The organism is Priestia sp. VA7 (genome assembly GCF_055710015.1).
In genome coordinates, this window is the sequence record NZ_JBVQPN010000012.1 from 21,014 (window position 1) to 35,362 (window position 14,349).

General features: G+C 41.0%; 11 protein-coding genes. All 11 read left to right on the plus strand.

The features are described from left to right. Window positions 1–9: 9 nt before the first annotated feature. The 11 genes from rpoB (at window position 10) to rplW (ending at window position 14,328) form a co-directional block, all read left to right on the plus strand. The gene (gene rpoB / locus AC0C45_RS27200) at window positions 10–3,573 is read left to right on the plus strand and encodes a DNA-directed RNA polymerase subunit beta (RefSeq protein WP_013081368.1); all 3,564 of its coding nucleotides are present in this window, start codon (window positions 10–12) and stop codon (window positions 3,571–3,573) included. A 62-nt stretch (window positions 3,574–3,635) separates the two neighbouring features. Next, window positions 3,636–7,229 carry a DNA-directed RNA polymerase subunit beta' gene (gene rpoC, locus AC0C45_RS27205; protein WP_013081369.1) on the plus strand — a complete coding sequence of 1,198 codons (3,594 nt, stop codon included), beginning with the start codon at window positions 3,636–3,638 and terminating at the stop codon, window positions 7,227–7,229. A 131-nt stretch (window positions 7,230–7,360) separates the two neighbouring features. After that, a complete protein-coding gene (locus AC0C45_RS27210) occupies window positions 7,361–7,609 on the plus strand; it encodes a 50S ribosomal protein L7ae-like protein (protein WP_013054921.1) in 249 nt (82 codons plus the stop codon). 99 nt (window positions 7,610–7,708) lie between these two features. Then, on the plus strand, window positions 7,709–8,131 hold the full coding sequence (rpsL, locus tag AC0C45_RS27215) for a 30S ribosomal protein S12 (protein ID WP_013054922.1): 423 nt from the start codon (window positions 7,709–7,711) through the stop codon (window positions 8,129–8,131). A gap of 50 nt (window positions 8,132–8,181) precedes the next feature. Further along, the gene (gene rpsG / locus AC0C45_RS27220; RefSeq protein WP_013054923.1) at window positions 8,182–8,652 is read left to right on the plus strand and encodes a 30S ribosomal protein S7; all 471 of its coding nucleotides are present in this window, start codon (window positions 8,182–8,184) and stop codon (window positions 8,650–8,652) included. 57 nt (window positions 8,653–8,709) lie between these two features. Continuing rightward, window positions 8,710–10,788: an elongation factor G gene (fusA, locus tag AC0C45_RS27225; RefSeq protein ID WP_016762724.1), complete on the plus strand. Its 2,079-nt coding sequence runs from the start codon at window positions 8,710–8,712 to the stop codon at window positions 10,786–10,788. 116 nt (window positions 10,789–10,904) lie between these two features. Further along, window positions 10,905–12,095 carry an elongation factor Tu gene (gene tuf, locus AC0C45_RS27230; protein WP_013054925.1) on the plus strand — a complete coding sequence of 397 codons (1,191 nt, stop codon included), beginning with the start codon at window positions 10,905–10,907 and terminating at the stop codon, window positions 12,093–12,095. 314 nt (window positions 12,096–12,409) lie between these two features. Next, entirely contained in the window at window positions 12,410–12,718 is a 309-nt protein-coding gene (gene rpsJ / locus AC0C45_RS27235; protein WP_013054926.1) for a 30S ribosomal protein S10, read from the plus strand. Between the two features lie 41 nt (window positions 12,719–12,759). Then, entirely contained in the window at window positions 12,760–13,389 is a 630-nt protein-coding gene (gene rplC / locus AC0C45_RS27240; RefSeq protein ID WP_013054927.1) for a 50S ribosomal protein L3, read from the plus strand. Window positions 13,390–13,417: 28 nt separating this feature from the next. Next, window positions 13,418–14,041 carry a 50S ribosomal protein L4 gene (gene rplD / locus AC0C45_RS27245; protein ID WP_013081372.1) on the plus strand — a complete coding sequence of 208 codons (624 nt, stop codon included), beginning with the start codon at window positions 13,418–13,420 and terminating at the stop codon, window positions 14,039–14,041. Beyond that, entirely contained in the window at window positions 14,041–14,328 is a 288-nt protein-coding gene (rplW, locus tag AC0C45_RS27250; protein WP_013054929.1) for a 50S ribosomal protein L23, read from the plus strand. Before rplD ends, rplW begins: the two co-directional genes overlap by 1 nt. The last annotated feature ends 21 nt before the right edge of the window (window positions 14,329–14,349 follow it).

Below are 14,349 nucleotides of genomic sequence, written 5' to 3' on the forward strand. Positions count from 1 at the left end.
GTGAATCAGTTGACAGGTCAACTAGTTCAGTATGGACGCCACCGCCAACGCAGAAGTTATGCTCGTATTAGTGAAGTTTTAGAGTTACCGAACTTAATCGAGATTCAAACGGCTTCATACCAATGGTTTTTAGATGAAGGTTTACGAGAAATGTTCCAAGATATTTCTCCGATTGATGATTTTACAGGTAACTTATCACTAGAATTTATTGATTACAGCTTAGGTGAGCCAAAGTATTCAGTAGGAGAGTCCAAAGAACGTGATGTAACTTATGCAGCACCTCTTCGTGTTAAGGTGCGGTTAATTAATAAAGAGACAGGTGAAGTAAAAGACCAAGATGTGTTCATGGGAGATTTCCCATTGATGACCGAAACAGGTACCTTTGTGATTAATGGTGCTGAGCGTGTTATCGTATCACAGTTGGTTCGTTCACCAAGTGTTTACTATAGTGGAAAGCTTGATAAAAACGGTAAAAAAGGATATACAGCAACTGTTATCCCTAACCGTGGTGCATGGCTAGAATATGAAACTGATGCAAAAGATGTAGTATACGTGCGTATTGATCGTACTCGTAAACTGCCAGTAACAGTGCTGTTACGCGCGCTAGGTTTCGGTTCTGACCAAGAGATTATCGATTTAATCGGTGATAATGAATACATCCGTAATACGCTTGAAAAAGATAATACGGAAACAACGGAAAAAGCGCTATTAGAAATCTATGAGCGTTTACGTCCGGGTGAACCACCGACAGTTGAGAATGCGAAGTCTCTATTAGTATCTCGCTTCTTTGATCCAAAACGATATGACTTAGCGAACGTAGGTCGCTATAAAATTAATAAAAAGCTTCATATCAAACATCGCTTATTTAATCAAAAGCTAGCTGAAACATTAGTTGATCCTGAAACAGGTGAAATTATTGCAGAAAAAGGCGCAATGATTGACCGCCGTCTGCTAGATCGCTTGATTCCGATGCTTGAAGGTGGAGTAAACTTCAAAACTTATAGTCCGGTTGGTGGAGTAGTAGAAGACGATGTTACATTACAATCTATTAAGATTTATGCGCCAAATGATCCAGAAGGTGAAAAAATCATCACTGTATCAGGTAACGCATATGTAACAGAAGAAGTTAAAAATATCACGCCTGCTGATATTTTAGCATCAATTAGTTACTTCTTTAACTTGCTTCATCAAGTAGGAGACACAGATGATATCGACCACTTAGGTAACCGTCGCCTGCGTTCTGTAGGTGAATTGTTACAAAACCAATTCCGTATCGGTTTATCTCGTATGGAACGTGTTGTTCGTGAAAGAATGTCAATTCAAGACACGAATACAATCACACCTCAACAATTAATTAATATTCGCCCAGTTATTGCGGCGATTAAAGAGTTCTTTGGAAGTTCTCAATTATCACAGTTCATGGATCAAACGAATCCATTAGGCGAATTGACGCACAAACGTCGTCTTTCAGCTCTAGGACCTGGTGGTTTAACGCGTGAGCGCGCTGGTTTTGAAGTGCGTGACGTTCACTACTCCCACTATGGCCGTATGTGTCCGATTGAAACTCCAGAGGGTCCGAATATCGGGTTAATCAACTCACTATCTTCTTATGCAAAAGTAAACAAATTCGGTTTCATCGAAACACCTTACCGTCGTATCGATCCTGAAACAGGTAAAGTGACAGAGCGAATTGACTACTTAACAGCTGATGAAGAAGATAACTATGTTGTAGCCCAAGCGAACGCTCGTCTAGGCGATGATGGTTCATTCTTAGATGAAAATGTCGTTGCACGTTTCCGTGGAGAAAACACGGTTATCCGTCGCGATCGTTTAGATTATATGGATGTATCACCAAAACAAGTTGTATCTGCCGCTACAGCATGTATCCCATTCTTAGAGAACGATGACTCTAACCGTGCATTAATGGGTGCGAACATGCAACGTCAAGCAGTACCTTTATTAAATCCTGAAGCACCAATCGTAGGTACAGGTATGGAATACGTATCTGGTAAAGACTCTGGTGCAGCCGTGATTTGTAAATATCCTGGCGTTGTAGAGCGCGTAGAAGCAAAACAAATTTTTGTTCGCCGCTATGAAGAAGTAGACGGACAAAAAGTTAAAGGTAACTTAGATCAATACAAATTATTAAAATTTGTTCGTTCTAACCAAGGTACTTGTTACAACCAGCGTCCAATTGTTTCAGTTGGCGACGAAGTAGTAAAAGGTGAGATCTTAGCCGACGGTCCTTCAATGGAAAAAGGTGAGCTTGCTTTAGGACGAAACGTAATGGTTGGTTTCATGACATGGGATGGTTACAACTATGAGGATGCCATCATCATGAGTGAACGCCTTGTGAAAGATGATGTATATACGTCTGTTCATATTGAAGAATATGAATCTGAGTCTCGTGATACGAAGCTTGGACCTGAAGAAATTACGCGTGACATTCCAAACGTAGGTGAAGATGCGCTTCGCAACTTAGATGAGCGTGGAATCATCCGCATTGGTGCAGAAGTAAAAGACGGAGATCTTTTAGTTGGTAAAGTAACGCCAAAAGGTGTAACAGAACTAACAGCTGAAGAACGTCTTCTACACGCTATTTTCGGTGAAAAAGCGCGTGAAGTTCGTGATACTTCTCTTCGTGTACCGCACGGCGGCGGTGGAATCATTCTTGATGTTAAAGTCTTCAACCGTGAAGATGGCGACGAATTACCACCAGGTGTAAACCAATTAGTCCGTGTATATATTGTTCAGAAGCGTAAAATTTCTGAAGGTGACAAAATGGCCGGTCGTCACGGTAACAAAGGTGTAATTTCACGTATTTTACCTGAAGAAGATATGCCTTATCTACCAGACGGTACGCCAATTGACATCATGTTAAACCCATTAGGGGTACCATCTCGTATGAACATCGGTCAGGTGCTAGAGCTTCATTTAGGTATGGCTGCTCGTAAGCTTGGCATTCACGTTGCGTCTCCAGTATTTGATGGTGCGCGTGAGGAAGATGTGTGGGCAACAATCGAAGAAGCTGGCATGTCTCGTGATGCTAAAACAGTTCTATATGATGGTCGAACAGGTGAACCATTCGATAACCGTGTATCAGTAGGAATCATGTACATGATCAAACTTGCTCACATGGTAGACGATAAACTTCACGCTCGTTCTACTGGACCATACTCACTTGTTACACAACAACCACTTGGTGGTAAAGCGCAGTTCGGTGGACAGCGTTTTGGTGAGATGGAGGTATGGGCACTTGAAGCATACGGTGCTGCTTACACATTACAAGAGATCTTAACAGTGAAATCAGATGACGTAGTAGGTCGTGTGAAAACATACGAAGCAATTGTTAAAGGTGAAAACATTCCAGAACCTGGCATACCTGAATCGTTCAAAGTATTAATTAAAGAACTACAAAGTTTAGGTATGGATGTGAAGATGCTTTCTGCTGACGAGCAAGAAATTGATATCATGGACTCAGAAGAGGACCATGAGCAACCAACAGAATCAATTATTGCTGATAACGAAGAAAGCCTTTCTGAAGGACAAAAAGATCCTGTCACAAAAGAGTAAGGAATTACTTTCATATAAACGTTAAGGGAAAAAACCTGTAGATTAAAAGGGAGGTAGGCTCCTTGCTAGATGTAAATAACTTTGAGTATATGAAAATCGGTCTAGCTTCGCCAGATAAAATTCGTTCTTGGTCGTACGGTGAGGTAAAAAAACCTGAAACGATCAACTATCGTACGTTAAAACCTGAAAAAGACGGCTTATTCTGTGAGCGTATTTTTGGTCCACAAAAGGACTGGGAATGTCACTGCGGAAAATATAAGCGCGTTCGTTATAAAGGTGTTGTATGTGATCGTTGCGGCGTAGAAGTTACGCGCGCAAAAGTTCGTCGTGAACGCATGGGTCATATCGAACTAGCTGCACCTGTTTCTCATATTTGGTACTTTAAAGGTATTCCTAGCCGCATGGGACTTGTCTTAGACATGTCCCCTCGTGCGCTAGAGGAAATCATTTATTTTGCTTCTTATGTAGTAACAGATGCTGGTGATACACCACTTGAAAAGAAACAGCTTTTATCAGAGAAAGAATACCGTGCGTATCGTGAGAAGTACGGACAAACTTTCCATGCAGCAATGGGTGCTGAAGCTGTTAAGAAATTATTGCATGACATCGATCTTGATAAAGAAGTAGATGCTTTGAAAGAAGAATTGAAAACTGCTCAAGGTCAACGTCGTACACGTGCCATTAAACGTTTAGAAGTACTAGAGGCTTTCCGTCATTCTGGTAACGAACCTTCTTGGATGATTTTAGACGTTCTACCGGTTATTCCGCCAGAACTTCGTCCAATGGTTCAATTAGATGGTGGACGCTTTGCTACGTCTGATCTAAATGATTTATATCGCCGTGTAATTAACCGTAACAACCGCTTAAAGCGTTTATTAGACCTTGGAGCTCCTAGCATTATCGTTCAAAACGAAAAGCGTATGCTTCAAGAAGCTGTAGATGCATTAATCGATAATGGTCGTCGCGGACGTCCGGTAACAGGACCAGGTAACCGTCCATTAAAATCTCTTTCTCACATGTTAAAAGGTAAGCAAGGTCGCTTCCGTCAAAACTTATTAGGTAAACGTGTTGACTACTCTGGCCGTTCGGTAATCGTTGTAGGTCCGAACTTAAAGATGTATCAATGTGGTCTTCCAAAAGAAATGGCGTTAGAGCTTTTCAAACCTTTCGTAATGAAAGAGCTTGTTGAACGCGGTTTAGCTCATAACATCAAGAGTGCAAAACGTAAAATTGAACGCGTGCAACCTGAAGTATGGGACGTATTAGAATCGGTTATTAAAGAGCATCCAGTTCTTTTAAACCGTGCACCAACGCTACACAGACTAGGTATTCAAGCATTTGAACCTACGCTTGTAGAAGGTCGCGCTATCCGTCTTCACCCGCTTGTATGTACAGCATATAACGCTGACTTTGACGGTGACCAAATGGCGGTTCACGTTCCATTATCTGCAGAAGCACAAGCAGAAGCACGTATCTTAATGCTTGCTGCTCAAAATATCTTGAACCCTAAAGATGGTAAACCAGTTGTTACACCTTCACAGGATATGGTATTAGGTAACTACTACTTAACGCTTGAGCGTGAAGAGGCAGTTGGAGAAGGTATGGTATTCAAGGATACAAATGAAGCACTATTAGCGTACCAAAACGGTTATGTGCATCTTCATACACGTGTAGGTGTGTATGCAGGTTCTTTAAACAACGAAACGTTTACAGAAGCACAAAATCAACAGTTGCTTGTTACAACGGTTGGTAAATTAGTTTTCAACGAAATTTTACCAAAATCGTTCCCATACATTAACGAACCAACAAGAGAAAACTTAGAAGTGAAAACTCCTGAGAAGTACTTTGTTGAAAAAGGTGCAGATGTGAAGGAATTCATCAAGAATCAACCGGCTATCGCACCGTTTAAGAAAAAAATCTTAGGTAATATTATCGCTGAAGTATTTAAACGTTTCAAAATTACTGAGACTTCTAAAATGCTTGACCGTATGAAAGACCTAGGTTTCAAATATTCTACTAAAGCCGGTATTACAGTTGGTGTAGCTGATATCGTGGTTTTAGGAGAAAAAGAAGTTATCTTAACAGAAGCGCAAGCTAAAGTAGATAACGTACTAAAACAATTCCGTCGCGGTTTAATTACTGAAGATGAGCGTTATGAGCGTGTTATCTCTGTATGGAGTAGCGCGAAAGACGTTATCCAAGGTAAATTAATGGCGTCATTGGACAAACGCAACCCAATCTTCATGATGAGTGACTCTGGTGCCCGTGGTAATGCATCTAACTTCACTCAGCTTGCAGGTATGCGTGGACTAATGGCCAACCCGTCTGGTCGTATCATTGAGTTACCAATCAAATCTAGTTTCCGTGAAGGTTTAACAGTATTAGAGTACTTTATCTCTACCCATGGTGCACGTAAAGGTCTTGCCGATACGGCTCTTAAAACAGCTGACTCAGGTTACCTTACTCGTCGTTTGGTTGACGTGGCACAAGACGTTATCGTACGTGATGACGACTGCGGTACAGACCGCGGTATTCTGGCTGTTGCAATCAAAGAAGGAACAGAAGAAATTGAGAAACTTGATGAGCGTCTAATTGGACGTTATGCAAGAAAAACACTACTTCACCCAGGAACAAACGAAGTGTTAGTGAAAGAAAACGAACTAATTACAGAAGACCTAGCTGAAACAATTGTGGATGCTGGTGTTGAAGAAGTATGGATTCGTTCTGCATTCACTTGTAACACTCGCCACGGTGTATGTAAAAAATGTTACGGTCGTAACCTTGCAACTGGTTCAGAAGTTGAAGTGGGTGAAGCAGTTGGTATCATCGCTGCTCAATCTATCGGTGAGCCAGGTACACAGTTAACGATGCGTACATTCCATACAGGTGGGGTTGCTGGAGACGATATCACTCAAGGTTTACCGCGTATCCAAGAGATCTTCGAAGCGCGTAACCCTAAAGGTCAAGCCGTTATTTCTGAAATTGAAGGTACAATTGCCGGCATTTCTGAAGGACGCGATCGTCAACATGAAATTACTGTTCAAGGAGAGATTGAAACTCGTTCTTACACAGCTCCGTACAGTGCACGTCTGAAAGTTATTGAAGGACAGCGCATTGCACGTGGTCAAGAATTAACAGAAGGTTCAATTGATCCTAAAGAATTACTAAAAGTAAAAGATATCACGGCTGTACAAGAGTACTTGCTTCGTGAGGTGCAAAAAGTATACCGTATGCAAGGGGTAGAAATTGGAGATAAACACGTAGAGGTAATGGTTCGCCAAATGCTTCGTAAAGTGCGTGTAATGGATTCGGGAGATACAGATGTATTACCAGGTTCATTACTTGATATTCACCAATTCACTGATGCAAATGAAAAAGTATTACTTGAAGGCAATCGTCCAGCGACGGGCCGTCCTGTATTACTTGGTATTACAAAAGCATCTCTTGAAACTGATTCCTTCTTATCTGCTGCGTCATTCCAAGAAACAACGCGTGTTCTTACGGATGCTGCAATTAAAGGAAAACGTGATGAGTTGCTTGGACTTAAAGAGAATGTTATCATTGGTAAGCTAGTTCCGGCTGGTACAGGTATGACGAGATATCGTAATGCTGAACCGATCAAAAACCAAGCTGAAGAAACGGTAACAATCGACTAATTATAAAATCATTACTCTAGAATGGATGTTTTTTTAAAAAACTACAAAACGTTAGTTGACATCCATTCTAGGGAATGATACTATATCAAAGGTGCTCCTATAAACTACCTGTTACTTTGGAGGATATGATAATGTCTTATGAAAAAGTATTACAGGCTGATCATATTATTGTAGGAACAAAGCAGACGGTGAAAGCATTAAAAAAAGGTACAGTAAAGGAAGTCATCATTGCTGAAGACGCTGATTTTTATGTCACATCCATTGTGGCAAAAACGGCACAGCAAGAAAACGTTCCGTATACGTATGTCCCTTCTATGCGAAAGCTTGGTCAAGCTTGTAGGATAGAAGTTAACGCTGCAACTGTTGCAATTATTAGTTAACACGTTTTTGAACTTTTAGTTTCAAAGACTTTGTTTTTTGCTAAAAAATGAACCACCTGGATGTGTGGTCTTACAAAAGGCGAAAGGAGGAAAATTTAAATGCCTACTATTAACCAATTAATCCGTAATGGTCGTGTGAGTAAAGGTAAAAAATCTGACTCACCTGCTTTAAACAGAGGTTACAACAGCTTCAAAAAAGCTCAAACTAATCAATCTTCTCCACAAAAACGTGGTGTATGTACACGTGTGGGTACTATGACACCGAAGAAACCGAACTCGGCTCTTCGTAAATATGCTCGTGTACGTTTAACAAACGGTATCGAGGTAACAGCTTATATCCCAGGTATTGGTCACAACTTACAAGAACACAGCGTGGTACTTATCCGCGGTGGACGTGTAAAAGATTTACCAGGGGTACGTTACCATATCGTACGTGGTGCACTTGATACTGCTGGTGTGGATGGCCGTATGCAAGGTCGTTCTAAATATGGTACTAAGCGACCAAAAGCAGCTAAAAAATAATAGCTTAACAATTAATAGATAAACTTTTAAAAGTGAAAGGAGGAAGTAGAATGCCACGTAAGGGACCTGTTGCAAAAAGAGACGTATTACCAGATCCGATTTACAATTCTAAGCTTGTATCTCGCTTAATCAACAAAATGATGCTTGATGGAAAGCGCGGTAAGTCACAAGCTATTCTTTATAGAGCATTCGATTTAGTACAAGAGCGCAGTGGTAAAGAAGCTATGGAAGTATTCGACCAAGCTCTTAAAAACATCATGCCTGTACTAGAAGTTAGAGCACGCCGTGTAGGGGGTTCTAACTACCAAGTTCCTGTAGAAGTACGTCCAGAGCGTCGTACTACTTTAGGTCTTCGTTGGTTAGTAAACTATGCTCGTCTTCGTGGAGAAAAAACGATGGAAGAGCGTTTAGCTAACGAAATCCTTGATGCAGCTAACAACACTGGTGCTGCAGTTAAGAAACGTGAAGATACTCACAAAATGGCAGAAGCTAACAAAGCATTTGCTCATTACCGTTGGTAATCTTTTAACGAAACTTTTTAAAAAACAAATTATAATATGGAAGGAGAAATACCTAAGATGGCAAGAGAGTTCTCCTTAGAAAACACTCGTAATATTGGAATCATGGCTCACATTGATGCTGGTAAAACAACAACAACTGAGCGTGTTCTTTATTATACTGGCCGTATCCATAAAATTGGTGAAACTCATGAAGGAGCTTCACAAATGGACTGGATGGAGCAAGAGCAAGAACGTGGTATCACTATCACGTCTGCTGCGACAACTGCTGCTTGGAAAGGTCACCGCGTTAACATCATCGATACTCCTGGACACGTAGACTTCACTGTTGAAGTTGAGCGTTCATTACGTGTACTTGATGGCGCTGTGGCAGTTCTTGATGCTCAATCTGGTGTTGAGCCTCAAACAGAAACAGTATGGCGTCAAGCGACTACGTACGGTGTTCCCCGTGTCGTATTCGTTAACAAAATGGACAAAATTGGTGCTGACTTCTTGTACTCTGTAAAAACGATCCACGATCGTTTAGGTGCAAATGCTCACCCAATTCAGTTGCCAATTGGTGCTGAAGATGAGTTCGAAGCAATCATTGACCTAGTGGAAATGAAAGCATACTTCTACGAAGATGACTTAGGTACTCGTTCAGAGTCTCGTGAAATTCCTGAGGAATACAAAGAGCAAGCTGAAGAATACCGTGCAAGCTTAGTAGAAGCTGTTGCAGAACTTGATGAAGAATTAATGATGAAGTACTTAGACGAAGGCGAGCTTACAGTTGAAGAACTAAAAGCTGGTATCCGTAAAGGTACTTGTGACGTTGAATTCTACCCAGTTATCTGTGGTTCAGCATTCAAAAACAAAGGTGTACAATTAATGCTAGATGCAGTAATTGACTACCTACCATCTCCAGTTGATGTACCAGCAATCCAAGGTATCGTACCTGACACAGAAGAAGAAGTTACGCGTGAGTCTAGCGACAACGCTCCTTTCTCAGCATTAGCGTTCAAAGTTATGACGGACCCTTATGTTGGTAAATTAACGTTCTTCCGTGTGTACTCTGGTGTACTAAGCTCTGGTTCATACATCAAAAACTCTACAAAAGGTAAGCGTGAGCGTGTAGGTCGTATCCTACAAATGCATGCTAACTCTCGTGAAGAGATTTCTGAAGTATACGCTGGAGATATCGCGGCAGCTGTAGGATTAAAAGATACTTCTACTGGTGATACTCTATGTGACGAAAAGAGTCTTGTAATTCTTGAGTCTATGGAATTCCCAGAGCCAGTTATCTCTTTATCTGTTGAGCCAAAATCAAAAGCTGACCAAGATAAAATGACTACAGCTCTTCAAAAGTTACAAGAAGAAGATCCAACTTTCCGTGCGGAAACTAATACAGAGACTGGTCAAATCATCATCTCTGGTATGGGTGAGCTTCACCTTGATATCATCGTTGACCGTATGCGTCGCGAATTCAAAGTAGAAGCAAACGTTGGTGCTCCTCAAGTAGCTTACCGTGAAACTTTCCGCGCTGGTGCGAAAGTTGAAGGTAAATTCGCTCGTCAATCTGGTGGTCGTGGACAATTCGGTCACGTTTGGATTGAGTTCGAACCTAACGAAGAAGGAAAAGGCTTTGAATTTGAGAACAAAATCGTTGGTGGTGTAGTTCCACGTGAATACATCCCTGCAGTTCAAGCTGGTCTTGAAGATGCATTACAAAACGGTGTTCTTGCTGGTTATCCATTAATCGATATCAAAGCTGCTTTAGTTGATGGATCTTACCATGACGTTGACTCAAGTGAGATGGCGTTTAAAATTGCCGCTTCTATGGCTCTTAAAAACGCAGTATCAAAATGTAACCCAGCTATCCTTGAACCAATGATGAAGGTTGAAGTTGTTATCCCTGACGAATACTTAGGAGATATCATGGGTGACATTACGTCTCGCCGTGGACGTGTAGAAGGTATGGAAGCACGCGGTAACGCTCAAGTTGTACGTGCATTCGTTCCACTTTCTGAAATGTTTGGTTATGCAACTGCATTACGTTCAAACACTCAAGGTCGCGGAACATATTCTATGCACTTCGATCACTACGAAGAAGTTCCTAAATCAATTTCAGAAGAAATTATTAAAAAAAATAAAGGTGAATAATTGATTTTCACTCTTTATTGAAGTATAACTACTTATGTACGCTGTGAAAGTGGAGCTCATTCCCTTTCCCGGCCTCATAAAACATAAACTACATGAATTTTAAGGAGGATTTTCGAATGGCTAAGGAAAAATTCGACCGTTCAAAAACACATGCCAATATCGGTACAATTGGTCACGTTGACCATGGTAAAACAACTTTAACAGCTGCTATCACTACTGTTCTTGCTAAGAAAAGTGGTAAAGGTGCAGCAATGGCTTACGACATGATCGACGCTGCTCCAGAAGAGCGCGAGCGTGGAATCACAATCTCAACTGCACACGTTGAGTATGAAACTGACACTCGTCACTATGCACACGTTGACTGCCCAGGACATGCTGACTATGTTAAAAACATGATCACTGGTGCTGCTCAAATGGATGGCGGTATCTTAGTAGTATCTGCTGCTGATGGTCCAATGCCACAAACTCGTGAGCACATCCTTCTTTCTCGTCAAGTAGGTGTACCTTACCTAGTTGTATTCTTAAACAAATGTGACATGGTAGACGACGAAGAGCTACTTGAATTAGTAGAAATGGAAGTACGTGACCTTCTTTCTGAATACGACTTCCCTGGTGACGATGTACCAGTAATCAAAGGTTCTGCTCTTAAAGCTCTTGAAGGCGACGCTGATTGGGAAGCTAAAATCATCGAGCTTATGGACGCTGTTGATGAGTACATCCCAACTCCAGAACGTGACACTGAAAAACCATTCATGATGCCAGTTGAGGACGTATTCTCAATCACTGGTCGTGGTACAGTTGCTACAGGTCGTGTAGAGCGTGGACAAGTTAAAGTTGGTGACGTTATCGACATCATCGGTTTAACTGAAGAGCCAAAATCTACTACTGTAACAGGTGTAGAAATGTTCCGTAAGCTTCTTGACTATGCTGAAGCTGGCGACAACATCGGTGCTTTACTTCGTGGTGTAGCACGTGAAGAAATCCAACGTGGACAAGTATTAGCTAAACCAGGCTCAATCACTCCACACACTAAATTTACTGCTGAAGTATACGTTCTTTCTAAAGACGAAGGTGGACGTCACACTCCATTCTTCACAAACTACCGTCCACAGTTCTACTTCCGTACAACTGATGTAACTGGTATTTGTAACTTACCTGAAGGCGTAGAAATGGTAATGCCTGGCGACAACATCGAAATGACTGTTGAACTTATCGCTCCAATCGCGATTGAAGAAGGTACTAAATTCTCAATCCGTGAAGGTGGACGTACAGTAGGCGCTGGCGTTGTAGCTAAAATCAGCGAGTAATTTCTCGTTCAGTAAAAGGAGTAGGGTAACCTACTCCTTTTTTATTTGGTGATAAAAGGTAAAGATAGTTTTTACTATTACACTTGCAAAATGATCTCCTTTTATATATAATGAAAAAAGTGTGCGACACATGAAAAAGTTTTTTAACTTTATTGTTGCAATATGAACCCATTTTTAGTATAATAAAAATGTTGGTCTTTGACTGCGATGATGCGGAAGGTTGCCGACACACCCGGCCGCTTTGCCATGGCGAGTGTGGGGAAATTTCCGCGGAGAATGTCTATTGTGAAATAGGCGAAAAAGGAGGGAAAATAATGGCAAAAGAAAAAATTCGCATTCGTTTAAAAGCATATGATCACAGAATTCTTGATCAATCTGCTGAGAAAATCGTAGAAACTGCAAAACGTTCTGGTGCGGCTGTATCTGGTCCGATTCCATTACCGACTGAAAAATCAATTTATACAATTCTACGTGCAGTACACAAATATAAAGATTCTCGTGAGCAGTTCGAAATGCGCACGCATAAACGCTTAATTGATATCGTGAATCCAACACCACAAACTGTTGATTCATTAATGCGTTTAGACTTACCATCTGGTGTAGATATCGAAATTAAACTTTAATTTAAAATAAAGAATGAAAAGATACTTAGGAGGTGTGACTAATGGCCAAAGGAATCTTAGGAAGAAAGATCGGTATGACTCAAGTATTTGCTGAAAATGGTGACTTGATCCCAGTAACAGTAATTGAAGCTTCTGCTAACGTAGTTCTTCAAGTTAAAAACGCTGAGACAGACGGTTACGAAGCAATCCAATTAGGTTTCGAAGATATCCGTGAAAAACTATCTAACAAACCTGCAAAAGGACATGCTACTAAAGCTAATACTGCTCCTAAGCGCTTCATCCGTGAGTTACGCGGTGTGGACGCTTCAGCATATGAAGTTGGTCAAGAAGTCAAGGTTGATATTTTCGCAGAAGGCGATGTAATTGATGTAACAGGAATCTCAAAAGGTAAAGGTTTCCAAGGTGCTATTAAACGCCACGGACAATCTCGCGGACCTATGTCTCATGGTTCTCGCTACCACCGTCGCCCAGGTTCAATGGGTCCTGTAGCTCCAAACCGCGTATTCAAAGGTAAATTATTACCAGGACGCATGGGTGGAGAGCGCATCACTGTGCAAAACTTATCAATCGTTAAAGTTGACGCAGAACGCAATCTTTTATTAGTAAAAGGTAACGTGCCAGGAGCTAGAAAATCTCTAGTTACTGTTAAATCTGCAGTTAAATCTAAATAATAATTCTTCGAGAAAGGAGGAATAACCAATGCCAAAAGTAGCATTGTTTAACCAAAACGGTGAAAACGTTGGAGAAATCGAACTTCAAGATGCCGTTTTCGGTATCGAACCAAACAACAAAGTACTTTTCGACGCGATCGTAATGCAACGCGCATCTCAACGTCAAGGTACTTCTAAAGTTAAAAATCGTTCTGAAGTAAGAGGCGGTGGCCGTAAGCCATGGCGTCAAAAAGGTACTGGTCGTGCTCGTCAAGGATCTATCCGTTCTCCACAATGGCGTGGTGGTGGCGTAGTATTTGGTCCAGTTCCAAGAAGCTATAGCTACAAATTACCTAAAAAAGTTCGTCGTTTAGCAATTAAGTCTGCATTATCAACTAAAGCTCAAGATAACAGCATCGTTGTTCTTGAAGCTCTTTCTTTTGACGCTCCAAAAACAAAAGAAATGGTAGCAGTTCTTAAAAACCTAACAGTAGAACGCAAAGCATTAGTAGTAACTGCGGATCTTAACGAAAATGTTGCACTTTCAGCACGTAATATTCCTGGTGTAACAGTTGTTGCAGCTAATGGTTTAAGCGTATTAGACGTTATGAACCATGACAAGCTTGTAATCACTAAAGACGCAGTTGAAAAAGTAGAGGAGGTGCTTGCATAATGAAAGATCCTCGTGATATTATTAAGCGCCCCGTAATTACAGAACGTTCAACAGACTTAATGGCTGAGAAAAAATATACGTTTGATGTTGATGTAAGAGCTAATAAAACTGAGGTTAAAGATGCTATCGAAAAAATCTTTGACGTAAAAGTTGAAAAAGTAAACATCATGAACTACAAAGGTAAATTCAAGCGTGTAGGTCGCTACAGTGGTCTTACTAACCGTCGTCGTAAAGCGGTAGTAACACTAACTCAAGAGAGCAACGAAATCGAATTCTTCGAAGCTTAAGATTAATAGAGAAGGAGGGAA